The 22,695-nt window shown below is 47.4% G+C and carries 21 protein-coding genes; 11 read left to right on the top strand and 10 right to left on the bottom strand.

Annotated features, from left to right (window positions below):
• Positions 1-278: 278 nt before the first annotated feature.
• The 4 genes from AC0J5I_RS08575 to AC0J5I_RS08590 all read left to right on the top strand — a co-directional run bounded on the left by AC0J5I_RS08575 (position 279) and on the right by AC0J5I_RS08590 (position 3,650).
• Positions 279-776 (top strand): AI-2E family transporter, encoded by a 498-nt coding sequence (locus tag AC0J5I_RS08575; protein WP_475299430.1) that lies wholly within the window; start codon positions 279-281, stop codon positions 774-776.
• Positions 777-1,005: 229 nt separating this feature from the next.
• Positions 1,006-1,242, top strand: coding sequence for a FeoA family protein (locus tag AC0J5I_RS08580; protein WP_199902962.1), 237 nt, complete (start codon positions 1,006-1,008; stop codon positions 1,240-1,242).
• On the top strand, positions 1,242-3,371 hold the full coding sequence (feoB, locus tag AC0J5I_RS08585) for a ferrous iron transport protein B (RefSeq protein ID WP_475299431.1): 2,130 nt from the start codon (positions 1,242-1,244) through the stop codon (positions 3,369-3,371). Before AC0J5I_RS08580 ends, feoB begins: the two co-directional genes overlap by 1 nt.
• 18 nt (positions 3,372-3,389) lie before the next feature.
• Positions 3,390-3,650: a hypothetical protein gene (locus tag AC0J5I_RS08590; protein WP_475299433.1), complete on the top strand. Its 261-nt coding sequence runs from the start codon at positions 3,390-3,392 to the stop codon at positions 3,648-3,650.
• 237 nt (positions 3,651-3,887) lie between these two features.
• Here the strand turns inward: AC0J5I_RS08590 and AC0J5I_RS08595 are convergent, their stop codons facing one another.
• A complete protein-coding gene (locus AC0J5I_RS08595; RefSeq protein ID WP_475299434.1) occupies positions 3,888-5,120 on the bottom strand; it encodes a DUF438 domain-containing protein in 1,233 nt (410 codons plus the stop codon).
• 318 nt (positions 5,121-5,438) lie between these two features.
• Between AC0J5I_RS08595 and AC0J5I_RS08600 the strand changes: the two genes are divergently transcribed.
• Entirely contained in the window at positions 5,439-5,960 is a 522-nt protein-coding gene (locus AC0J5I_RS08600) for an NAD(+) diphosphatase (protein WP_475299435.1), read from the top strand.
• A 147-nt stretch (positions 5,961-6,107) separates the two neighbouring features.
• On the opposite strand, the gene AC0J5I_RS08605 is transcribed toward AC0J5I_RS08600, so the two are convergent.
• The 7 genes from AC0J5I_RS08605 to AC0J5I_RS08635 all read right to left on the bottom strand — a co-directional run bounded on the left by AC0J5I_RS08605 (position 6,108) and on the right by AC0J5I_RS08635 (position 13,957).
• Complete coding sequence (locus tag AC0J5I_RS08605) at positions 6,108-6,704, bottom strand: 50S ribosomal protein L25 (protein WP_107995012.1); 597 nt, start codon at positions 6,702-6,704, stop codon at positions 6,108-6,110.
• A gap of 253 nt (positions 6,705-6,957) precedes the next feature.
• Positions 6,958-7,938, bottom strand: coding sequence for a serine hydrolase (locus tag AC0J5I_RS08610; RefSeq protein WP_475299436.1), 981 nt, complete (start codon positions 7,936-7,938; stop codon positions 6,958-6,960).
• A gap of 107 nt (positions 7,939-8,045) precedes the next feature.
• On the bottom strand, positions 8,046-9,917 hold the full coding sequence (locus tag AC0J5I_RS08615) for a carbohydrate-binding domain-containing protein (RefSeq protein ID WP_475299437.1): 1,872 nt from the start codon (positions 9,915-9,917) through the stop codon (positions 8,046-8,048).
• Between the two features lie 305 nt (positions 9,918-10,222).
• Positions 10,223-10,897, bottom strand: coding sequence for a DUF4956 domain-containing protein (locus AC0J5I_RS08620; protein WP_106448842.1), 675 nt, complete (start codon positions 10,895-10,897; stop codon positions 10,223-10,225).
• Between the two features lie 25 nt (positions 10,898-10,922).
• Positions 10,923-11,609 (bottom strand): polyphosphate polymerase domain-containing protein, encoded by a 687-nt coding sequence (locus AC0J5I_RS08625; RefSeq protein ID WP_475299438.1) that lies wholly within the window; start codon positions 11,607-11,609, stop codon positions 10,923-10,925.
• A 225-nt stretch (positions 11,610-11,834) separates the two neighbouring features.
• A complete protein-coding gene (locus AC0J5I_RS08630) occupies positions 11,835-13,259 on the bottom strand; it encodes a sensor histidine kinase (RefSeq protein ID WP_475299439.1) in 1,425 nt (474 codons plus the stop codon).
• The gene (locus AC0J5I_RS08635; RefSeq protein ID WP_475299440.1) at positions 13,256-13,957 is read right to left on the bottom strand and encodes a response regulator transcription factor; all 702 of its coding nucleotides are present in this window, start codon (positions 13,955-13,957) and stop codon (positions 13,256-13,258) included. The genes AC0J5I_RS08630 and AC0J5I_RS08635 overlap by 4 nt, the downstream gene beginning before the upstream one ends.
• A gap of 215 nt (positions 13,958-14,172) precedes the next feature.
• On the opposite strand from AC0J5I_RS08635, the gene AC0J5I_RS08640 reads away from it, so the two are divergent.
• The 5 genes from AC0J5I_RS08640 (at position 14,173) to AC0J5I_RS08660 (ending at position 19,010) form a co-directional block, all read left to right on the top strand.
• Positions 14,173-14,673 carry a GNAT family N-acetyltransferase gene (locus AC0J5I_RS08640; RefSeq protein ID WP_107995018.1) on the top strand — a complete coding sequence of 167 codons (501 nt, stop codon included), beginning with the start codon at positions 14,173-14,175 and terminating at the stop codon, positions 14,671-14,673.
• Between the two features lie 223 nt (positions 14,674-14,896).
• Complete coding sequence (locus AC0J5I_RS08645) at positions 14,897-15,790, top strand: EamA family transporter (protein ID WP_475299441.1); 894 nt, start codon at positions 14,897-14,899, stop codon at positions 15,788-15,790.
• Positions 15,791-16,072: 282 nt separating this feature from the next.
• Positions 16,073-16,885 (top strand): motility protein A, encoded by an 813-nt coding sequence (locus AC0J5I_RS08650; protein ID WP_107995020.1) that lies wholly within the window; start codon positions 16,073-16,075, stop codon positions 16,883-16,885.
• Complete coding sequence (locus tag AC0J5I_RS08655) at positions 16,882-17,664, top strand: OmpA family protein (RefSeq protein WP_475299442.1); 783 nt, start codon at positions 16,882-16,884, stop codon at positions 17,662-17,664. The genes AC0J5I_RS08650 and AC0J5I_RS08655 overlap by 4 nt, the downstream gene beginning before the upstream one ends.
• A 437-nt stretch (positions 17,665-18,101) precedes the next feature.
• Positions 18,102-19,010, top strand: coding sequence for a patatin-like phospholipase family protein (locus tag AC0J5I_RS08660; protein WP_475299443.1), 909 nt, complete (start codon positions 18,102-18,104; stop codon positions 19,008-19,010).
• A 184-nt stretch (positions 19,011-19,194) separates the two neighbouring features.
• Here AC0J5I_RS08660 and AC0J5I_RS08665 read toward each other — a convergent pair whose 3' ends face one another.
• Positions 19,195-20,295, bottom strand: a complete 1,101-nt coding sequence (locus AC0J5I_RS08665; protein WP_475299444.1) for a 5-methyltetrahydropteroyltriglutamate--homocysteine S-methyltransferase — start codon at positions 20,293-20,295, stop codon at positions 19,195-19,197.
• A 410-nt stretch (positions 20,296-20,705) separates the two neighbouring features.
• Positions 20,706-21,677 carry an aromatic acid exporter family protein gene (locus tag AC0J5I_RS08670; RefSeq protein ID WP_475299445.1) on the bottom strand — a complete coding sequence of 324 codons (972 nt, stop codon included), beginning with the start codon at positions 21,675-21,677 and terminating at the stop codon, positions 20,706-20,708.
• A 237-nt stretch (positions 21,678-21,914) separates the two neighbouring features.
• Here AC0J5I_RS08670 and AC0J5I_RS08675 point away from each other — a divergent pair, with 237 nt between their 5' ends.
• Complete coding sequence (locus AC0J5I_RS08675; protein ID WP_475305633.1) at positions 21,915-22,589, top strand: deoxynucleoside kinase; 675 nt, start codon at positions 21,915-21,917, stop codon at positions 22,587-22,589.
• Positions 22,590-22,695: the final 106 nt, after the last annotated feature.

Raw genomic sequence — 22,695 nt, forward strand, 5'->3', positions numbered from 1 at the left:
GAAATTAGATAAATCTGTCCCATTGCGCTCAGCGATGCTCATTCAGGGTCAGATTTCCTAAATTTCTTTCGAGGCAGAGCGGGCTTGTCCCGCTTTTCCCGAGTGTTTTGACGTGTAATCAGTGTCTGTTTCCTATATCATTTTATCATAGTACTACCCTGATGGCATCCGCCATCAGTTGCTTTGCGCAGAGGACGAAAGAATCCGACCAATGCCCGATGACGGGCAGGCGCACAGGCGTGTATACTGAATACATTAAGAGAAAGCGAGGGAGCGCATTGGATACGATCAGCTATTATATTAAAGAAATCATCAACGCAACTGGAAAAGGGTTGAAGGGGTACCTTATATCAGCCATCAAATTGGCTGCCATCAGTTTTATCCTGTTATGCATCGGGTTCCTGTACTTTGGCGTTGATTTTTGGTTCTTGAAAGCTTTGGGCATCGCGGTTTTCGATCTGATTCCGATTCTGGGGAGCGGGATGGTGATGATCCCTTGGGCGGTGATCCACCTGCTGCTGGGGAACACGACGCTGGCTTGGCAAATTGGACTGCTGTACATCATTCTGGTGGTCGTCCGTCAGATCGCGGAGCCTTTCATTACCGGTAAGGAACTCGGAATCCGACCGCTGTACACGTTTCTCGCTACCGTCATCTGCATCCTGATTTTCGGGCCGCTTGGAGCCGTTCTGGGTGCAGTGGTTGCTGTTGTGATAAAGGCGTTTTTGGAAGTATCGAGTGTCAGCCGCAACAATTATGACGAACATCGTCGCTGAAAAGAGACAATATTTCACAAGCACGGGAGAAAAGACTTCTTCCGTGCCTTTTTATTTTGCCGCGCTTGTTTCTAAAGTATTCAGCCACTCATTTCTGATGAAAAAATAAGTAAAAACGCACGAATTGTCTTGACCTGAAGGAGTCTATGCCTTAAGCTATGACTTAATGAGAATGGTTCTCAATTAGTGTTGGGAAATTATTATTGCTGAAGGAATGGAGGGGACGATTTTGACGAATGTAAGGGACTTGCCAATTGGTGTCACTGCAATTGTGAACAAGATAACAGGACAGGGCGCTACCCGAAGAAGACTCATGGACATGGGGATCACGAAGGGCACTGGCATTTATGTCAGAAAAGTTGCTCCATTAGGCGATCCGATCCAAGTGATGGTGCGCGGATATGAATTATCGATACGCAAAAAAGATGCCGAGATGATCGAAGTTACGTTCGGGGAGGAAAAATGATGGGGAAAACCATAGCGCTGGTCGGAAATCCCAATAGTGGGAAAACGACTTTATTCAATCATTTGACAGGTTCCACCCAACGCGTCGGCAACTGGCCGGGGGTGACGGTTGAACAGAAAGCCGGCACATTGCTGCATGACGGCGAAACGCAGGTCATCGATCTGCCGGGCATCTATTCGCTTTCCCCTTACACGATTGAGGAAATCGTCACGCGCGATTATTTGACCCTGGATGCACCGGATTTGATCATCAATATAGTCGATGCCTCCAACTTGGAACGGAATCTTTACCTGACTACCCAATTGATGGAATTGCATCTGCCAATCGTGGTCGTCCTGAACATGATGGACATCGTCGAAAAACGGGGAGATCAGCTGGACGTCGCCGGATTGTCGCGCGCATTCGGATTGCCGTTCGTAACGATTTCGGCTCTGAAGGAAAGCGGTTTGGAAGAGTTGTACAAGGCCATCGCTGAACCGACAGCTGTGGCCGAACCAATTGCGTACAGCATCGTCGTGGAAAGCATCCTTGATACAATCGAAGACATCATTGCTCCATTGGTTCCGAAAAAATTGCGTTGCTACTACAGCATCAAGCTTTTCGAAAGGGACGGACAAACTTCCGGGAAACTTGCGATTCCCGAGGATGGCCAGACTGTCATGGAAGGCCTGATCAGCCGTTATGAAAAGGAGTTGGACGACGACTCCGAGGCGATCCTGATCAACGAACGTTATAAATTCGTGACGAAGATTACACGCCAAGTGCTCGTTAAAAATAGCGACAAAGCTTCTTTCTCGGTCATGATCGATCACATCGTAACCAATCGTTGGCTTGGGCTGCCGATTTTTGTCCTGATCATGTACGCCGTCTACTACTTCGCCATCACGACTGTCGGGACGTGGGGGACTGATTGGGTCAACGATGTTTTGTTCGGAAGCATCGTGCCAGGTATCGTGCAAAGTTTCTTTGACAGCATCGACATCCATCCTGCAGTCAGCAGCCTTGTGGTTGACGGTGCCATCGGAGGCGTCGGTGCAGTTCTGGGCTTCCTGCCGCAGATGGCTGCATTGTTCCTCTGCTTGACCTTACTGGAGGACAGCGGCTATATGGCCCGCGTCGCTTTCGTGATGGATAGGGTTTTCCGTGGCTTCGGCCTTTCGGGTAAATCCTTCATTCCGTTGTTGATCGGTTCCGGCTGCTCGGTCCCGGGCATCCAGGCTTCCCGCACAATCGAAAACCTGCAGGATCGCCGTATGACGATTCTGACCACTTCCTTCATCCCATGCGGTGCGAAACTGCCGGTCATCGCCCTGATTGCCAATGCCATTTTCGGTGGCGCATCCTGGGTGGCCTTGTCGATGTACCTGTTGGGAATTGCGACGGTTATCTTTTCCGGCGTACTGCTGCGTAAGACAGCCATCTTTTCCGGGGAAGCTTCGCCATTCGTCATGGAATTGCCGATGTATCACTGGCCGCAGTGGAAAAGCATTTTCCGTGCAGTATGGGCCCGTTGTTTGGCCTTCGTCAAAAATGCGGGAACGGTCATTTTCCTGAGTGCGAGCTTGATCTGGTTCCTTTCTTCCTTCAACTGGCAAATGCAGATGACGGTTGAAGGCGACCAAAGTATCTTGGCTCAGATCGGCGGTGGAGTTGCGGTATTCTTCGCACCATTGGGCTTCGGCTCTTGGCAAGCGACAGTGGCGACCATCCAAGGACTGATTGCAAAGGAAAATGTTGTCGGCACATTTGGTGTACTGATGGGGACAACCGGCTCGGAGGCGGAGGTAGCTGCCGCATTCAGCACGCTGTTCAACCCGGTTAGCGCAGTATCATTCCTCGTGTTCAATATGATCTGTATGCCGTGTTTCGCGGCTGTCGGAGCGATGCGAACCGAATTTGGCAGCGCTAAATGGACGCTATTCGGCGTCTTGTATCAAACTACTTTGGCTTATGTCTTGGCCTTCATCATCAATCAGCTCGGATCCGTAATCGTGTTGGGCATGCCTTTCGGGTTGGGAGCCAGCATAGCTGCTGCAACAGCGGCAATATTGCTGTTCCTGGTCGTCAGACCCGCGCCTAAAAAAGCTTCCCCGATGTGGGGCAGCTTAGCGAAACCGATGGTCAAATAGGAAGAGGAGGAATAACTTATGAATGTTCAATCTTGGATTGTTTTATTGTTGTTTATGAGCCTGATGGGGTACATCTTATTCCGTCAAATCCGTTTGATCGCGAGCGGCAGGAAGAAATGCAATGCCTGCACCGTAACGGTTTGTCCGATGAATGAGCCTGCTCCGGTAGAGGCTGAGGCCAACTGTATTGCCGGCACCGCACAGATGGTCCATCTTGGTGTTGCGCAAGTGAACACGTCGGCAGAAAAGCACTGCCCTACCTCCCAAATCATCAAATAATAAAAATGAACAGCAAAAAAAGTCGGTGCCTCAATCAAAAACGATTGAGGCGCCGACTTTTTAACTGGGGATAAGGCCGGCTTTTACGGTGAAGAGGGCGTTCATCGGAGAACACGACGAAAGTTGGCCCTCTCCTCCCGTTGGAACGCGCTTATCGGAGGACTTGACTGAAATCCGGCCGGCTTCTCCGGCAATAAGAAAACATTCATCCGGAAGCTCAGCCGGCCGCAACAGCCTTCATTCGGAAAGATGCCGTTTTGCCCCTGTCAGGTCCCGGATGGATTTGGCCTGCTGCACGTATTCCAGGACGCCCATATAAGTGCCGTTCTCATCGCGAAGCGCGCAATAATTCACGACGATGAACTTCCCGTTTTCCTCATACCACATAGTTTCCTGGTCTTTCTTTCCCGATTTCAGGTCCGAAACCAGTTGCCTCATGAGCGCGACGCTCTTTGGAGGATGGCAGTTATCTACTTGCCTTCCCAGTGCGGATTTCGTGCGCATGAAAATTTTCTCGTCTGGTCCGTCATTGTAATATTTCACGATGCCATCCGCATCGATGAAGGTGAGCTCCAACGGTAATCTGTTCAACATCATTTCCAGCTCCTTCACCGTCAGAAAGCCGGTACCAAAGGCGATGTTGCCCTCTGGAATGGAACCCATTGCTACTTCTGTTTCAAAAGCGGCGCGTTCAGGCAGCCATTGCGATTCCGGGTGGATGATACAATAACCAATCTCATCCGACTCAGCCGCAATCTTCAGCCAATCGTCTTCAGTGAAAGAGTCGGATACCATCGGCAAAAGGATGTCTTCCTCTTTGATGAACATCTCCTTCATTTCCTGCTGAAGCGTTTCGAAGGTCACTTTGAGGGAATCCAGCTGTCTTTCTTCCAACAACCATTTAAATTTCTTGTACTGTCCTCGGATCTCGTCGTCCACCCCCCACATCACTTTCGGTGGAGCGGTCATGCCGTAGCGCTCCATGATCGGGAAAATGGCATATTCTTTACGCGCGTAATGCTTATCGAAGCCCCAGAGGATATCCAGTTGCCTGAGCAGCCCGGTTTCCAGAGCTGAATCATGGTCAGCCAGATAACTTTCCAAGAGGCGCGCAATCCGATCGAGAGTCGCTTCTATGGCCACATTTTCTTCCTTCAGCACCCGGATCGGATGCCCTGGTTTCTCGCTATCCGGAGAGGGGGCTTGCCCATAGGTCACTGCATCGGCAAATAAATCGGCGTGGATCGAGCAAAGCCGCTGGATCTCCTCGACTGCGATGCCTTGTTCGATCAGCCTACGCTCCAACATCGAAATTTCCAGAGCGCTGACCGTCGCGAAATGTTCCTGGAATTCCTTCTTGATCTGTTCGTAGTCATCGCCTGCATGGAGACGAAGAATCAGATCCTTCAAAATTGCTTGGCGATGCTCCGATTCTTCTTCCCGGGTGCTTTTTTTTTTATCTTCTTCCATTGTGATCCCCTCGCTTGACTTTATTCATCCCGAAGCAGAAGGCAGTTGAATTCAGGGTCCAAAAACAGTCTAAATATACACAAGGATTCATTTCCATTGTTAATCCCATTTTAGTGCGATTACTGACGCAAGACAAACGATACGGTTATGAAGTAGGAAATATTTTTAGACCTAGAGGAAAGAAAGACACTGCCGGCATGCTATAATATTTCATATTGTTCTAGGAGTGAATAATCAACGCCGACTCCTTTTTGGAGATTGGGGTATGACTCTGGATGAAGCGAACGGAATCATAATCGGAAAGGGAGTACAAAATAGATGAATTATTGCATGGAATGCGGAACAGAACTGGAAGGGAAATTTCTGGAGAACGAAGGGAATATTCCTTATTGCAATAGTTGTGAGGGGTATCGATTCCCTGTGTTCAACACGGCTGTCAGCATGGTCATCCTGAATAAGGAACAAAATAAAATTTTGTTGATCAAACAGTACGGCGGGGAGGATTATATTCTCTGTGCGGGATACGTCAATAAAGGCGAGGATGCGGAACAGGCAGCGGCCCGTGAAATCGCCGAAGAGCTCGGGCTGCAAACGGTTGGAGTGCGCTACAATAAAAGTGAATATTTTGAAAAAAACAACACATTGATGCTGAATTTTTCCTGCATCGTCGCGAACGAGCACCTTGATGGCATGACGGATGAAGTTGATCAGGCGGAATGGTTTTCCATCGAAACGGCGCAGACAAACATCAAAAAAGGCAGTTTGGCTCAGCGCTTCCTGGAAAACTATTTGGAAAAAAGCCACGGGCTGGAGCCATTTACTGTTGTGAAGGATTCCTAAGCAGTATAGTTCAGGAATTAATTTGGTGCAAACAAAAAAAGTTTCGGTTTTGACGTTCAAAACCGAAACTTTTTTTGTAGGTAAGCCTAAACTTGATGAAACCTGTAAGTGTGCCGATCAAGTTTTTACGCTTATCTGATTTAAAGATTATTCAGTGACTTTTTCAGCTTCTTCGGCTGGAGCTTCTTCTTCTTCAACCTCTTCGGCTACTGGAGCAGAAACGACAACAACCGCTTCCTCTAGGTCGGTAAGGATTGAAATGTCTGCATCCACTTTGATATCGGCAACTGTTAAAGTATCACCGATGGTCATTTCATTAACAGCGATTTGGAATTCGGTAGGGACATTGGTAGCTTCCGTTTCGATTTCCAATTCGTTCAATGTTTGAGTCAAGACACCTTCTTTGACGTCTTCACTACCGACCAAGTGAATCGGAACAGTCATCGTCAATTTTTGGCCTTTTGTGATTACTTGCAATTCGACGTTTTGGATTTCATTCTTCAGGGCAGCCTGTTGGATGTCCTTAAGGATGACTTGCAACGTTTTTCCGCCGGATATGCTGACTTCAAAAATCGCATTTTTACCTAATTGCTTGAGCACTTCGTCAAAATCTTTTGCATCAAGTAATACTGGAGTTGCTTCAACATCTTTACCATAGATGACTGCAGTCAGTTTCTTGTCCAATCTTGCACGCTTTGCTGCAGATGAGCCAACTTTTTCGCGTTTCTCTACTTGTAATTTCATATGTTTTCCTCCTGGAAGTATACCTGTACTGGCTTGGATTTGAGCTGGATATAGAAAATATAACGTCAGCAAATAGATAGTACCTCTATAGCATACCGCATCTCAGGCCAGATAGCTAACGATAAGCCTTTTGCTTCCTCTGGTTTCAAGCTTTTGACGCAAGGGTTTACCCTGATAAAGCGTTGCTGTATAGCGAAAGCTTGGGGTCCGAAAAAACATTCCGAATGACCAAGCTTTCGTCATGTGTTTTTGTTTATTGTGCATATAAGTAAGTCATCACATCTGAGCCGATTGCCTCGAATACCGGTGCGGCTTCATCGGTCGCGTTTTGCCAACCATCCGTCAAGACGGCTACGATATAATTCTGGCCGTCCATCGACAGGATCCCGGCATCGTGAGATACGTCATCCAACAAGCCGGTTTTGTGAGCAAAGCTTACTTTATCAGTGAGGCCGGTGTTCAGGGCATAAACGAGTTCCTGGTTGCCCAATAGTCGGAGAAAGTACGCTGTGCAGGATTCTGAAAGCAATTCGCCCTCCAACAGGCGTTCCAATAAGAAAGCCACTTCGGCTGGGGTTGTTTCCAGATCGCCATTGTAATAGACGCCGTCGGATTCCAGATAAGGGTTAAAACTCGTGGAAACAAAACCTTGTTCATGGATAAAGGTCTCGATATTTTCCCATCCGATCAGATGCGCAAGTTCCTTTGCGGGTTCATTTGCCGAAACAGTGATGGTGCTGGTCAGGTAATCGTCGATCGTTGCGCCATCCGCCATCTGATCCTGCAGGGAAAATGCACCGGCATCGACCTGTTCAAGGATAGCGTAGGTCAGAAACAATTTGTACAGGCTCGCACTGGTGAAGACGCGGGACGCGTTGGTCGTGACGGCTTCGCCGGTCTGCTCATTGATGAGGACAAAGCCAAGCTGGCCAGGGTAGGTTGCATTCAGATCATTCAAATCTGCCGCTAAATCTTCTCCGGCTGTCGATATAATCGTGCTGCTCTGGAGAAGCGCATTTGCTTGCGCTATGCTGGTCTCATCAGCTTCAAATACTTCATCAGTCCCTTCATCAACCGCGTATGCGACATCTGTCGTTAGGGTCTGGGCTGATGCGGAACTTTCCCCTTCTTGGGAATTTGCCAAATCCCACAATAGGAACGTGACGCAACCTGCAAGGAACATAGTAGATAGGAAAAGCGCATATTTTTTCTTTAATTTTTTTCTTTTTTTCATAGCAATTACCTCTTCTGGGGCTAATTTCTGCCAATGACCGGAAAGAGGGAAAGGTTAGCCTCTTTTCCAGATCGCTCGGCTAGGAAAGATATTTTTTTGATGTATGTTTATTTCACGGATGCACCGGATACGGGCATTGAGTTGCCACCCATGCCACCCATTTGTCCGCCGCTTTCTTCAGTTGTGGCGCTGACCTCGACGGTGGATGAACCGCCGCTAAAGGACGTATCTTCATAGATACCGGTAGTGGATTCTCCGGAAACTGTTCCGCCAGTTGTGATTGTGTAGGCAGATCCGTTGACCAGGTCAGGACTAGAGAATACAAGCGACTGAGCCGTTGTAGAAGCCTCAAAGGTCATGATCACTTCTCCGTCCGGCCCGGTGATTTGGATGGCTTCATCCGCAGCCAATGGGATAGAGGATGTGAACAGGAAGCTTTGGGTTGAGGTCGAAGAAGGGCTCATCGCCATTCCGGAGCTGCCGACCCCAATCAGAGTGCCGCCATTCATGTTGAACGTGCTGTCGTAATCCAACGTACCGTTCATGCTGTCGGTCGGACCGTTGACGATCACGGTACCATCGTTCATTTCGATGCTACCGTTGCTGTCGAGTCCATCGCCGCTAGCGTTTACCACTAGGGTACCGCTATTGATAGTCAAGAGTCCTGCTCCTTCTGCGGTCGAGGTGAACGTGTTTTCGCCAGTGCGTCCGCTGACGGCCGACGCATCGTTTCCACCGGCTGTGTTTACACCGTCATCCGTTGATGTCAAAGTGATGTCTCCGCCATTCAGCGTGATTTCGGTAGCTTCGATACCTTCATAACTTTGATTGATACTAATGGTTCCGTCATCGATTGTCAAGGTGTTGTCGGCATGGATACCATCATCCCCAGAAGCAATCGTGAAGTCTCCGCCTGTGATTTGGATTGTGTCATTGGTATGGATGGAGTCATCGGATGTGTCCAAGACGAAGGTACCGCCGGAAATCACTAATGATCCTGTCGCTTTCAAACCTTTGGCACTAGTTGTTTCTTCAGTGGTAGTTGTGGCTTCGTCTTCAGCAGGTGTTGCCCATGTTCCCCAAGCTTCGCTCTCCGTACTGCTATTCGCGCTGCCGCCGCCGGTTGTAATCGTAAAGTCTCCACCAAGGATCTGCAGATCTGTTGCGGCTTGGATGCCGTCGGAAGCTGCCTTAATAGCGAAGGTACCTGATTCGATCGTCAAAGTTCCTTTGCCTTCTTCTTCATTTGTGGACTGTAGTCCGTCGCCGCCTGCATCGATCGTGAAAGTACTGGAAGTGATGAAGAGCGAATCGCTTCCTTTGATTGCGTCGCCGACAGAAGTGATCTCATAGGTTCCTTCTGCGATGGTCACATCATCTTTACCTTTGATGGCATGAGCATAATTGGCATCGACGATCAATGTTCCCGTTCCGTTCAGGATAAGGTCGGATTTGCTGAACAGGGTCGCGTCCGGCTCGTCTTCACTGTCTTCGAAGGTATAGGTTGCTCCGTCGCTTAAAGTATTGGTCGTGCCTTCAACTAAAGTGATGGTCGCAGAGTTGGCGCTTTTCACATAGATGGCAGCTCCGGTGGAATTCGTGATGGCAGCCCCGTCTAGAACGATCTGGACATCGGCTTCATCGACTGTTTCGACACGGACTTGGCCTTCGCTCAAGGTTCCGCTAAGGATATACGTACCTGGTTGCGTGATGGTCAGGATGGAACCATCAGCTGCAGCTCCGGATCCATCGACTGTGATCGTCTGATCGGAAAAACTGATTGCTGTGCTGTTTTTTTCTGAATAACTGGAGTCTGACACAAGGGTGGATTCAACGGTCGCCTCAGTGGTCGAGACGGCACTGGATGCTGTAGTGGTGCTTGCTTCCGTCGAGCAAGCGGTCAATAAGGCAAGTGTGCCTGTAAGGGTGAGGATTTGTGTAAGCGGTCTATTCTTTAAATTAATTATAGTACTTTTCATGGGATAAATCTCCTATTTTCTAGTGTGTTTTTTAGTTGATTGGATTTGCGTTTCTATGTCTAGCTTCACGGGTTAGCCCTTCGGAAAGGGTAAAGGAACCCCTTGTCTCTGTGAGCCAAGGATACTGTGCGACTAACCTGCTGACGCAGGAAGTCTCTCAGCATATTGCGCTCTACGATGCTCAGGTGCATGGGAGTCTTAGGGATTCATCCCTTAGAGTCCCAGTACAAGGTGACCGTAGGGAACGTTGCAAGGCATGATTTCCTAAAATTCTTTCAGGGCTGAGCGAACCTGTTCAGCTTTTCCTATCCGGCTTGGTTGCCGTTGTAGCTGACCAAAGTGGCGTTCTGGACGCCTTCGATGGCGCTCAATTCATTCATGAAGCTTGTTTCGTTGTTCTTGACTTTTACTTCATAGATCAATTCCGGTTGACCATCCGTGATGCTCTTGGATTTAACGATGATTTTTCCGAAACGGTTTTTGATGATTTCGGTGGCCTGCAATTCCGCATTCTCATTCTCCAACTGCAACATCAAGATGTAAGGGGCCGAAGAATCGACTTTTCCTGTCAGAACGAGCAGGATGACAGTGATGAATGCAGATCCGAGGAAAGCCAGAGAATACAAGCCAGCTCCTAGGATGATGCCGACGCTGATCGACCAGAAGAGGAAGACCAGGTCAAGCGGCTCCTTGATGGCGGTACGGAAGCGGACGATGGAAAGGGCACCGACCATCCCTAGGGAAAGGACAACGTTGGAGGTTACAGCCAGGATGACGAAAGTGGTCAGGACCGACAATAGTACCAACGACGTGTTGAAGGGTTTCGAATACATGACGCCGGCGTAGGTTTTTTTATAGATGAAGAAGATGAATAGTCCTATGAAGAGCGCCGATAGCAGGGAAACTGAAGCCGCCGCGATGGAAAAGTCGGCAGTTTCTTCCAAAAAGCTGTTTTTAATGATATCTGTAAATGTTGTCATGTGAATATTCCTCCTGGTTAGTAATTTATATTTGGTTTAAATGTCTTCCAATTACGTATTTTGAATGCGAGGTGCTGTTTGTTTCTTCTGTCTGCACCAGGCTTTGGATCCATCCCGGCAGATAGTTGTCGAATTTTACTTCCAGTACACAATCGATCCCGGGTTCCCTTATTCCGATTCGGCCATCGTGGAAGAAAGAGGAAACTTGTGTGCTGGCGTGCATATCAAAATCGAGTGTGATGCGCGTATTCCCGGGGCCATAGGCGAAGGCTTCGCGTTCGTAAGTGATGATCACTTTTGGTTCCATGCATTGGCTCTTGCACTTGGCATAAAATTCTTGGAGCAACGGGTGGCTGGCATCGGCAAGGCAGTCATATTTTTTTTGGATAAGCTGATCGGCCACTTCTTTCGTAATGCAGGCGCTCTGTTTATAACCGACAGCGCCATCCTTGACTTTTTTTTCCAGGCGGATAAAGGAAGTGTCGTCGTTGTAATAACGGATCCGAAATTTTTCGCGATAGCTGCGGCCATCCTCTTTGTCCCAAAAAGCATCATCATAAATCGTGTCAAAATAGAGACTCCTGATGCTGTAACTGTTGCCTACTGAATTCTCGTCATGTTTTAGGACCTTTCTCAGACGGCTAGTGAGGATGACTTTGTTCTTTTGGGAAATTTCGTGTTTGAATTCGTTTCGGTAGCATATTTCGCTCATAACGCTCGACCTCGTTTCTTATTTATTGTTTCTCTTGATGTCCTTATTCTATGCCGATTTGGGAAACAATTCTCCGTAAACAGGGCAGAGAGTTGTTGTAAAAATGGGGCAAATTGAGCGGAAAGATGCGTAAAGTTGAAAGAGTGTCGAATCCCAACACAAAAAAGGACCGAAACGCTGGCCTATGGGGGCGGGCAGCGTTTCGGTCCGTGTTCTTATATTCTATTAATTAGATTTGTTTTGTTGCGGCAGGATGATCGTGAAAGTTGTTCCTTTTGCGGAGGACATGACTTCAATGCGTCCACCATAGGTCTGCACGATCGATTGGACGATGGAGAGCCCAATGCCGTGCACGCCTTTATTTCCTTTGTAGAAGCGATCGAAAATATGCGGCAAGTCTGTCTTGTCAATCGGTTCGCCATCATTGAAAATTGTGATCATGATCCGATTGTCTATCTCCTTACAGCCCAAGCGGATGACGCTTTTTGCGTACCGAAGGGCGTTAGAGATGAGATTCTGGAAGGCCCGCTCAAAATCCCGTTCGTCATAGTGGAACAGGACAGGGGCTTTCTGGAAGTCGAATTGCATCTGCAGATTTTTCTGATCGCTGACGCTGGCGTAGCGTTCCGCGGTATATCCCAAGGTCTCACGGATGTCATTTGTGCTGGTCAATCGATCCGATGAACGGGTCTCCAATCGCGACAGGTAGAGGATATCCTCTACAAGCGTACCCAGTTTGTCGGTCTCGTTCTTGATTGCGATGGCGCCTTTTTTGTCATCTATGATGCCGACTTCGATGCCTTCTGCATTTGTCTTGATGATCTGTAATGGAGTCCGCAGTTCATGGGAAGCGTTCTGGAAGAACGTGCGCTGATCGGCGTCGTACAGCTTGAGTTTTTTGGTGGTCTCGTTCATGGTCGTCTTCAGTTCATGAAGCTCCAGATCGACGAATTCCTCATCGATCGTCTGGTAGTTTCCTTCGCCGATTTCTTTCGCGAACAAGGCTAGCGTCTGCAACGGTTTCGTGATGCGTGAAACGAGCAGATAGGTGATGGTGGCGATGGTCACCAGTCCAATCAGCATGATGATCAAAAGGATCTGATTCAGGTTCTGCTCGAAGACGAACAGATCGGACATATTCAGGAAGAATACCGCATAGGTCCCTTCCTCCTCAGCGTTGGGAGCGATGGAATAATAGTAGAGATTATCCTCCAATTCCAAATTCCCATCGGCTGTCAATGCCAGCCTGATATCGGAGCTTTCCAGTCCGGAAACGAAATTCGTCAAAGCATCATCCTCACTGAATCCCGTATCCTGAATTTTCGGGAACAGTATTTCAAAATCTTCGGAAATGATCGTCTTTTGGACACTGGAAGCGAAAGCCGTATGCGGTTCAGGATTTTTTTCCCGGGGCTCATCCACCATCGTCCCATCCGATGCAGCGGGTTCCGGGTCCAACTTTTTGTCCCCATCGAAGGGGCGCTCGATGTAATTTTGTCTCGCTTCGGCAAGTAGGGAGTCCGCCGTCTTTTCGATGTATTGGGTGAAGAAAAAATTGAACACCAGATAAATGAAGGCAAAGACAGCCGCCAACAATAAGGTGACGGTCGTCAGAAGCCGGATCTTCAAACTTTTTTTTGATGTCTTCATCCTGTAGACGACTCCTTCACGGTGAAGCCGAATCCCCAAACAGTCTCAATCTCGACTGTGGAACCGGCCAGTTTTTTGCGCAGTCGCCTGACCGTATCGTCGCAGGCCCGCGTCTCGATGTCCTTGCCGTAGCCCCAAATCGAATCCAAAAGTTCATCCCTGGAAACGGCGCGGTTTTTGTTTTCTATAAGATAAACGAACACATTGTATTCATTCGGTGTCAGGTTGAGCAATGCACCATTCTGTTTCACGGACATAGCGGCCAGATCGATTTCGATATCACCGATCCGGAGTGTCGCTTCTTCCTGACGGACCGGCAGGCGTTCCTGATCCATCTTGATGCGGCGCAGCATCGCCTTCACGCGCATATTCAGGGCGATGGCACTGAACGGTTTTGTGAAATAATCATCGCTGCCCAAGTTGATGCCCGTCGCATAATCCATGTCACTGTCTTTTGCGGTCAGGATGATGATCGGCACCGAACTCGCATCGCGGATTTTTTTGGTGATTTCGAAGCCGCTCGATCCCGGCATCATCACATCCAGGATGACCAAGTCCGGTTGTTTGTTCAGGAAAGCATCGTAGAGCAGGTCGCCATTGGGAAAGTCGGAGACCACATAGCCCTCGCTCTCCAGAAACGTCTTCACCGTCAAACGGATGCCATCTTCATCTTCTGCAATATATATCACTTCATTCATAATTTAATCCACCCCATTCTTGTATCCAGTATAACCGATTTTCATTGGGAAGATTACGAAAAACTGTGGCAATTCTGCAGAAAATGCAATAGGCAAAGCCTATTTGACAGCTCTTTTAAAATTAGATGGCATATCGCTCGGACAAACTGGTAAAATAGCATATAGTCCTTCGAGAAGTCGGGCTGTGAATTTTTGATTTTTGGAGGAATAAACAAATGACCTTTACCCATAGAAACGCAACTTTAGACGATGTGGAAGATATCGTCGCCATCTACAACCAGACGATCCCCAGCCGGATGGTGACGGCCGATCTGGAACCGGTGACCGTCAAACAAAAAATGGGCTGGTTTCTGGACCATTCGCCTAGCTACAGACCAATCTGGGTTTTTGAAGAGGATGGGAAAATCTGTGCTTGGGTGAGCTTTCAGGCTTTCCACGAGCGCGCTGCCTACGACAAGACGGCGGAATTGAGCATCTATATCCATGAAGACTACCGCGGTAAAAAAATGGGCACGCAGATCATGGAAACAGTATTGGCTGCTTGCGACGAGTTGGATATCACCAATTTGGTCTGCCTCATCTTCGGCCACAATGCACCAAGCATCGGGTTGATGAAAAAATTTGGCTTTGAACAATGGGGATATTTACCAAGAGTAGCCGAGCTCGACGGCATCGAACGCGACCTCGTCTATTTGGGCAAAAGAGTGCGCGACTGACCTTAGGAGCGGCAGCTGATGGGATGATGTTCCGTTGCCGATTCCGTTTTGCGGGTACAGGAACACGCGTCAATTATCTATCGTAAGCGACTATGTTGAGGATCGCTCATGATAATTCTGTTGATATATTGTTAACATTGCGTTATTTTTATTGCGGCCTCCATCCTTTTAGTATAATTAGTAAGTAAGTTTTGAAAATTATTTTATAAAGGATGGATGGAGCATGTGGTTTTTATTTGCGATAGTTTCCGTTTTGGCTTGGGGCACAGCGGATTTGTTTTATAAAAAGGGAAGCAATCCGAAAGATAGATACAGTTATCTGAAGATCGTCATCATGGTTGGTGCGGTCATGGGTATCCATGCGGTCTATGTCATGCTGACTTCGGGCGTAGTCTACGATCCGAGCAACATGATCACCTATCTGCCGGTTTCGGCGTTGTACATCTTATCGATGGCGGTCGGTTATGCCGGATTGCGTTTTCTGGAATTATCGATTTCTTCACCTGTACAGAACTCGTCCGGCGCGATATCGGGCTTGCTGACTTTCATTTTTCTGGGGCAATCGATGACCGGTTTGCAGTTTTTTGCGGTAGGCTTGATCACGATCGGCGTCATCTTACTGTCGGTATTCGAACAGCGGTTTGCCGAGGCGGAACGGAAAGAGAACAAGGCAATGGTGGATCGTAAGTACAAATACGGCGCGATTGCTTTGTTGTTCCCTCTGGGTTATGCATTGATCGATTCCCTTGGGACATTCGCGGATGCATGGGTCTTCGACCGAGGGATGGACGAAATGCAAGCGAACATTTCCTATGAATTTACTTGGTTGATCGTAGCTGTTGTGGCTTGGATCTATCTTATCTTGATCAAGAAGGAAACCTTTGCCTTGCGCGATCAGAAAGACCGCGGTTTGGCAGCGATCTTTGAAACATTAGGGCAGTTCTTCTATGTTTTTGCGATCAGCGCAAATGCAGTCATCGTTGCGCCGCTGATTTCTTCCTATAGTATGGTTTCTGTCATCCTTTCGCGGATCTTTTTGAAAGAAAAACTGACCGCAAAACAATACGCAGTCATCGCGATGATCATGGTAGGGATCTTTATCTTAGGATTCGAGTAAACCTAACGATGATATAACTAAGGGCGTCACTAACATTGCTGTATAGGCAAAAGAAGAACACTTCTCCTCGTTAAATATGAGAGAAGTGTTCTTCTTTAGCGTATGTATTTCTATTTGTCGGGTTTGACGGATTAAGATGTCAGAGCTGTTAGGCTCCACCAAACTGCTTTTTTAACAGAAAAAAATCCAGTTATTATTGCAAAAAAGCTTAATAATTCAGCTGAAATACCGACAATGGTATCGTATGACTATGCGATATAATATAACGGAGGTAAAAATTCAATGGGTGTCATAATTGCATTGGTGGTAAGCTTTGGTGCATTAATTATTGGTTTTTTAGGAGAAGGCGGACACGTTGGTGCATTGATATCATGGACACCTGCTCTGATTGTTTTTGGCGGTACAATAGGAAGTTCCATGCTCGCTTTTCCGATGAGCGATTTAAAAAAAATTGGGCGTATTATGAAATCAGGATTATTGTATGAGCACAGGGATTTACACCAACTGGTCGCATATTTTTATGAATTATCGGTCAAAAGTAAGAAAGACGGCCTATTGAGTTTAGAATCCGAGGTATCACTGAATCAGGATGCCGATCCTTTTTTGAAAAAAGGGATTCAATCGCTGGTTGATGGAGAATCATATGAATCGATAAGCGATTCGCTTGGTAATGAAATCGATCGCATAGAAGAAAGACATAAAATTGGGGCCGCGATTTTTAATTCTGCAGGCGGGACAGCACCTACCATGGGGATTGTGGGTACCGTTTTGGGACTGGTGCATGTACTTGAAGGATTGGCTGAAGCAGATATGTCGAGTTTAGGAAAAAGCATTGCATCGGCTTTCCTTGCAACGTTATACGGATTAGCAAGTGCAAACCTTATTTTTCTGCCAATGGGTAACCGATTGAAAATAAATAATCAAAAAGAGCTCTTAGAAAAAGAATTAATATTGGAAGGCGTTTTATTATTAGAAAAAAGAGTGAGCCCTAAAACTATTCAAGAAAAATTAATGGGTTTTCTGAATGGCGATGAAAAAGACGAGAAAAGTGGCTCAAATGTGGCTGTTGCTAAAGAAGTGGTAAGTGCTACATGAGTAGGCGCAAGAAGAAAGAAGATGAACACGATAACAGCGAAAGATGGCTTCTTTCTTATGCAGATTTCATCACTTTATTAATGATTTTTTTTGTTGTCATGTATGCTATGAGCCGAATGGATCAAGGCGATTCGTCAAAGTTAAAGCATTCCATCAGCGCTGAGTTCGGCGCGATATTTGAAGACAATGGCGGAGAAAAACCAGTCGATATAGGAGGCGAAATATCATCGGGGCAACATGCAGAGCAGGCGAATTCGCAGACAAGGGAAAATGAAGAAGGCGCGACGTTATCGGAAGGCGAAAAACAAGAGCAGGTCAAGGAACTGATTGATGAATACATAGCCGAAAATTCATTATCGGATGATATCACAACCTCGATTGAAACAAGAGGATTGGTCGTAAGTTTTAATGGCTCGATGTTCTTCGAAAGCGGTGAAGCAGAGATTAAAACAGAACAGATTCCCAGTCTTGTGGAAGTAGCAAAAGTATTAAATCAACCTTTCTTAGAACAGAGTTATATAAGGGTGGAAGGCTATACAGATAACATACCCATGAAGAATGAGAAATTTGATTCGAACTGGGATCTTTCGGTAATGCGCGCAAGCAATGTTGCAAAAGCGATCATCGATCAATCCGGTATCGATCCGACAAAAGTATCTGCAGTTGGATATGGCGAATATCGCCCGACAGGAGATAACAATACTTCCGAAGGCCGCGCCCAGAATAGAAGAGTGGACATACTAATTCTGGATTCGGAGTTCAACGATACTGAGAGATGATTAAATAAATTCTGGGGAACACCTAAAGCGTGGCGATTTCCTGAAGATGAATACCCCAGAAAATCAGTTAATTGGGATATTCATAAATATAAAATATTTAGAGCACATTCAATGAGTGCAAGAGAATGGCCTCTAGAGGTGGCAAAAAGCGGTCGGCTGGGGTGGTCGCTTTTTTGCGTTGTAACAGAGTACTTGGGAACTAAGGGGGGCACTCGTTCTCCGGCCAGATGAGGCTTAGTCGGATTGCCGGAAGAGGATGGGTGCTTCAAATCCGGAGATCGGTAATCTGGCCGGAGAAGCCCCCTGAATATTTTCCTCCAAATCAGGGGGAAGACATTTTCACCAGAGCTGTCATTCCTTTAACATCCTTCCTTTTTGTGGATTTCGGTAAAATATAGGATAATAACAGTGAGAGAATGCGAAGGAAGGGAACTCATATGGAACTGCCGGTAAAAGCAGAAAAAGGGAAGGGTTTGTTTGGTCTCAGCTTGGCTGGAGGCGGCCTGAAGTCCTTTGCGCAGCTTGCGGTCCTTCATGATCTCGAGAAGCATCACGTCAAAATCGACGCCGTCGCAGGCACCTCGATGGGGGCGGTCGTAGCTGCTTTGGTGGCCTGCGGACTAACGGCATCCGAGATCGAGGAAACCTTATTGGAAGAGGAACGGGAATTTGCGGATCGCGGCGTTTTCAGCAGGCCTGCCTATCTGCTCTTTCAGCATGTGCGCGAACACAATAACGGCTTCGTTGAATTGCAGAGTCTGCAGCAGATGGCCTGTCAATTGTTTGAAAAAATCGGCTGCCGGATGCTTTCCGACTGCCGGTTGCCTGTCGCAATAACGACCGTCGACATCCATACAAGCGAGTTGATTGTTTTCACCAACAAACCGGAATTTTTCACGAGTCTGACTGGAGATTGGCTCATCTACCCGGAGGATATCGAATTGGGAAAGGCCGTGGCAGCATCCTGTGCATTTCCGCTGGTCTTTTCTACTGCGGAAATCGACGGTAGACAGTTGGTTGATGGCGGGGTGATGATGAATTTGCCTATTCCTCTTTTTGATCGTTCGCTCTTTAGCGTGTTGATGTCCGTATCGATGATCTATGATGCGGTCGACCGGCAACTGGAATCGCCGTTCAATGTCGCGATCCAAAGTTTAGATATCTTGATCCGGCAGATGGATCGCCAAATGACGAAGCAGGCGGATATCCAGGTGAACTTCCCGATAGAACCCCAACTTGTTTTTAAAGTAGGTGCCGGTCCGGAAGTCATCGCCATCGCTAATGAGATGCTGCGGAATAATCCAATCGACTACAGAATGTTGGAAACACATCGACAGCAGGGATGAGGACGAAGAGGAATAAAGCTGCGCAGCCAGCCGGAAGGAGGTCCGCAACTCCGGCGAGCAACGCCTAACCGGACTTCAGGCGGCCCGCCTTCGACAGCCAGCTGGCGCTTCCGCCCACCTAGACTGAATCGCACCAAATAAACGCACAATCGGCTGATTGTGCGTTTTCGCCTACATATAATGATTAGTCTTCGGGCCAAACTTCTTTGGCGATTTCCACAACGTGGCGTACTTTAGCCCATTGTTCTGCTTCCGTCAGCAAGTTGCCTTCTTCGGTGGAGGCGAATCCGCATTGCGGGCTCAACGCCAATTGATCCAAAGGAACGTATTTGCTGGCTTCTTTGATGCGTGCTTTGATTTCTTCTTTGTCTTCCAATTCAGCTGTCTTCGAAGTGACCAGGCCTAATACGATACGGCCTTTGCCTTTGAAGAAAGCAAGTGGCTCGAAACCGCCGGAACGATCGGTATCATACTCCAGGAAGTAACCGTCAAAGCTTGTTTGTCCAAATAATTCTTCTGCGATCGGATCATATGCGCCTTCCAATGAGTGGTGGGATTTGTAATTGCCGCGACAGACATGTGTCGTTAAGATAAGATCAGCAGGTTTTGCTTCGATGATGGCTTGAACATTCTCAGCAGCAACGCGTTTGGAAGCTTTGTACTCTTCCGAATCATTCGCAAAGTTGCAAAGGAAGCCCCAGTGCACATCGTCCAATTGCAGATAACGACAGCCCAGGTCGTAGAAAGCTTGGACAGCGTCGATGTAGGCTTGTTGCACGTCCGCTTGGTACGCTTCAACCGAAGGATAGATCTCTTCGTTGCGGTAGCCAGGATAGAAAACTTCGTTCGGGCTAGGAATCGTGAATTTCGCCACGCCTTGGTGACCGACGATTTCGTTCAATGATTTGAAAGCAGCCAGAAAAGGGTGGTTCGGATTGAAAGAAATTTTGCCGACGTTGCGGAAAGCGTACTTACGGACTTCCACATCCCCGAAATCATAGCCGTGTTCCGGTACATAGCCTTCAAATCCGTTCAGGTTTTCGATGAAATCGATATGCCACCAAGAGCGACGGAATTCGCCGTCAGTGAAACCTTTCAAACCATTTTCCTTTTGATCTTTGACCAATTTCGTGATTTCTTCTGTTTCCACTTGGTCCAAAGCGGCTGCGTCGATTTCGCCGGCTGCAAATTTCAAGCGTGCTTCCTTCAATGGTTCTGTGCGTAAAAAGCTCCCTACCTGGTCGGCTCTGAATGGTAACGTTGTTGTCTTTTGTGCTGTTGTCATGTTATTTTCCTTCTTTCAATTTTTATTTTTTTGTCAAACGATATTGTACAGTAAAAAAATACGCCCCCGCACATTGCTGTGCAAGGACGTATGATTGCTCATCGTGATACCACCTTGGTTCAGGGTATGCTCACGCATGCCCCCTCAGTCAGTACGCAAGACGACTGTTCTGTCTTGTTATACTGCGGCATTGTAACGTATGCGGACGTGGCTTGCTGAGGCCCTAAGGCGTTCGCAAACCAATCACTCTAAGACCATTTTCTGGATGACTTTCCTGTCCTCTTCTCAGCTGCCGAGGTTCTCTGTGCATTTCCGTTATCCGTACTCTTCTTTTCACCGTGAGGTTGTTTGAATTTATACACATAATAACAATACGATTAGTAAGTGTCAATTTTTTTCTCACGAAAAATTCATTTTTTTGCAATTATTTCCGCTGCGTACTCTTCGTAGAATATTTTTTTCGTCTGGATGAAGCGTCTGAAGTCGTTCAGCAACTGGAACAGGATGGCACGGTTTTCGAACTCCTCACGGGTGGCGGGCAACTCGCTTTCGCGGAATGATTGCAGCAAGGAATCGATGTCCTCCATCAGATAAATCCCGGTGTTCTGTTCGTGCAGCTGGGCTGCAGTCAGGAAGAACAGGCCAGCCAAAATCTTGTTTTCGCTTGTCGGCAGCGCGCACAAGCCGAGGTTGGTGGCCATATATTTCAGGATGGTGACCTGCTCACTGCGCATATCGAAGTAGCGGATATTATAGGTCGATTGGTCCAGCAACTGATTGTCGAATTCGGCATATACGACTTGCCTGTATTTTTCCAACTGATCATCCAATTCGTCCAATAACTTGCTTTGGTTGCGGTCATCCCCCTCGCGAAGGGCGACGCTGAAACTATGCAACACTTCCTTCATTTGCGTCTCCACTTGTTCCCGAAGCAAAATGATCTGGCTCGCTTGGGAGGGCATGTACAGATTGAACAAAATAGCCACGCCGGCGCCGATCATCATCAGGGCGAGTTCGTTCAGAAGCCAAGGAAAGCTTGTCTGCTTTTCCAGCAACAGATGCGTCACTAGCACCGAACAAGGCGCGATGCCGGATTGAAGATTGAAGCGGTAGGCCAAAGGTACGTAAAACAGCAAATAGACGCCGAATACGACGATGTGAAAGCCGAAGAGGCGGAACAGGATCGTGGCGATCGTCAATGCCAGCACCGTGGAGGCAATCCGCTGCAGGGCAGTCATAACGGAGTTTTTTTTGGTGTCCAGCACACTGAGGATCGCGATGACCCCGGCTGCAACGGAATAATTCAACTGGAAAAATTGCGCAATCAGAATGGCGATGACTGTCGCAAAAGCGATTTTGATGGTGCGATGGTTCAAACTCATGGGCGACACTCCTTTCTTCTAGGATAGTGGATTTTGATGCTTTTGACCAGTGTTTTCGGAAGCAGGGAAATCGGGGCTTAATTTACGCCAAAAAAGGATTTTCTAATCAAAAAAACACTATATCTCGTTTTGCAGGCATGGTATGATACTGAATGTTGTTCCGCGAACTAGCGGACCGGAAGTTGAAAAAAATACGGAAATAATCAGATAACACCAAAGGAAGGGATATGATTGAGCGTGCTGGTAATGGCAGGAATGATAGGTGCTGGAAAGTCGACCTACACTGAAATGATTTCAAGAAGATTGGGGACGGAGGCCTTTTTCGAAAGCGTCGATTACAATCCAATCCTGGACAAATTTTATGATAACCCACAAAAATGGGCCTTCAGTCTTCAAATATATTTCTTGAATACGCGTTTCCGCAGCATCAAGGCTGCTTTGACCGATGACAATAATGTCTTGGATCGTTCCATTTATGAGGACGCTCTGTTTACGCGGGTCAACCATCTGCAAGGCAACATCTCCCAAGAAGAGATGGATATCTACAATGACCTGTTGGCCAACATGATGGAAGAACTGGAAGGAATGCCCAAAAAAGCGCCGGATTTGCTGATCTATCTGGATGGTTCATTCGATACGATTTTGGATCACATCCGCAAGCGCGGCCGTGAATTTGAGCAGATTGAGGACGATGCCGAATTATTGGCCTACTATGAATTGCTTTTCAAAAATTATAAGCAATGGTATCAGGAGTACGGTCAAAGTCCAAAAATCAAAATCAACATCGATACGTACGACATCGTCAATAACAGCTGTGACGAAGAGCAGGTCATGGCCATCATCGAAAAAGCGCTCTTGGAAGTCCGCGGCGAAGAGGCCGAATTGACTTTAGCAGGAAGCAATATCGTATAAGTGACAGATCGTTCAGATTGTCATCAAACAGCAGCAGTGCCGATCGGTGCAGCTGCTGTTTTTTTGGCGAGAAGGCATAAATTTTTCGCGACGGACTGAAGTATAT

It is taken from the genome of Trichococcus sp. TS_SC_9 (genome assembly GCF_056156325.1).

Bases quoted from the DNA above. Each gene is read 5' to 3' on its own strand.
- feoB (WP_475299431.1), top strand. From the start codon at position 1,242: ATGGGGAAAACCATAGCGCTGGTCGGAAATCCCAATAGTGGGAAAACG.
- AC0J5I_RS08590 (WP_475299433.1), top strand. From the start codon at position 3,390: ATGAATGTTCAATCTTGGATTGTTTTATTGTTGTTTATGAGCCTGATG.
- AC0J5I_RS08595 (WP_475299434.1), bottom strand. From the start codon at position 5,120: ATGGAAGAAGATAAAAAAAAAAGCACCCGGGAAGAAGAATCGGAGCAT.
- AC0J5I_RS08600 (WP_475299435.1), top strand. From the start codon at position 5,439: ATGAATTATTGCATGGAATGCGGAACAGAACTGGAAGGGAAATTTCTG.
- AC0J5I_RS08605 (WP_107995012.1), bottom strand. From the start codon at position 6,704: ATGAAATTACAAGTAGAGAAACGCGAAAAAGTTGGCTCATCTGCAGCA.
- AC0J5I_RS08610 (WP_475299436.1), bottom strand. From the start codon at position 7,938: ATGAAAAAAAGAAAAAAATTAAAGAAAAAATATGCGCTTTTCCTATCT.
- AC0J5I_RS08615 (WP_475299437.1), bottom strand. From the start codon at position 9,917: ATGAAAAGTACTATAATTAATTTAAAGAATAGACCGCTTACACAAATC.
- AC0J5I_RS08620 (WP_106448842.1), bottom strand. From the start codon at position 10,897: ATGACAACATTTACAGATATCATTAAAAACAGCTTTTTGGAAGAAACT.
- AC0J5I_RS08625 (WP_475299438.1), bottom strand. From the start codon at position 11,609: ATGAGCGAAATATGCTACCGAAACGAATTCAAACACGAAATTTCCCAA.
- AC0J5I_RS08630 (WP_475299439.1), bottom strand. From the start codon at position 13,259: ATGAAGACATCAAAAAAAAGTTTGAAGATCCGGCTTCTGACGACCGTC.
- AC0J5I_RS08635 (WP_475299440.1), bottom strand. From the start codon at position 13,957: ATGAATGAAGTGATATATATTGCAGAAGATGAAGATGGCATCCGTTTG.
- AC0J5I_RS08640 (WP_107995018.1), top strand. From the start codon at position 14,173: ATGACCTTTACCCATAGAAACGCAACTTTAGACGATGTGGAAGATATC.
- AC0J5I_RS08645 (WP_475299441.1), top strand. From the start codon at position 14,897: ATGTGGTTTTTATTTGCGATAGTTTCCGTTTTGGCTTGGGGCACAGCG.
- AC0J5I_RS08650 (WP_107995020.1), top strand. From the start codon at position 16,073: ATGGGTGTCATAATTGCATTGGTGGTAAGCTTTGGTGCATTAATTATT.
- AC0J5I_RS08655 (WP_475299442.1), top strand. From the start codon at position 16,882: ATGAGTAGGCGCAAGAAGAAAGAAGATGAACACGATAACAGCGAAAGA.
- AC0J5I_RS08660 (WP_475299443.1), top strand. From the start codon at position 18,102: ATGGAACTGCCGGTAAAAGCAGAAAAAGGGAAGGGTTTGTTTGGTCTC.
- AC0J5I_RS08665 (WP_475299444.1), bottom strand. From the start codon at position 20,295: ATGACAACAGCACAAAAGACAACAACGTTACCATTCAGAGCCGACCAG.
- AC0J5I_RS08670 (WP_475299445.1), bottom strand. From the start codon at position 21,677: ATGAGTTTGAACCATCGCACCATCAAAATCGCTTTTGCGACAGTCATC.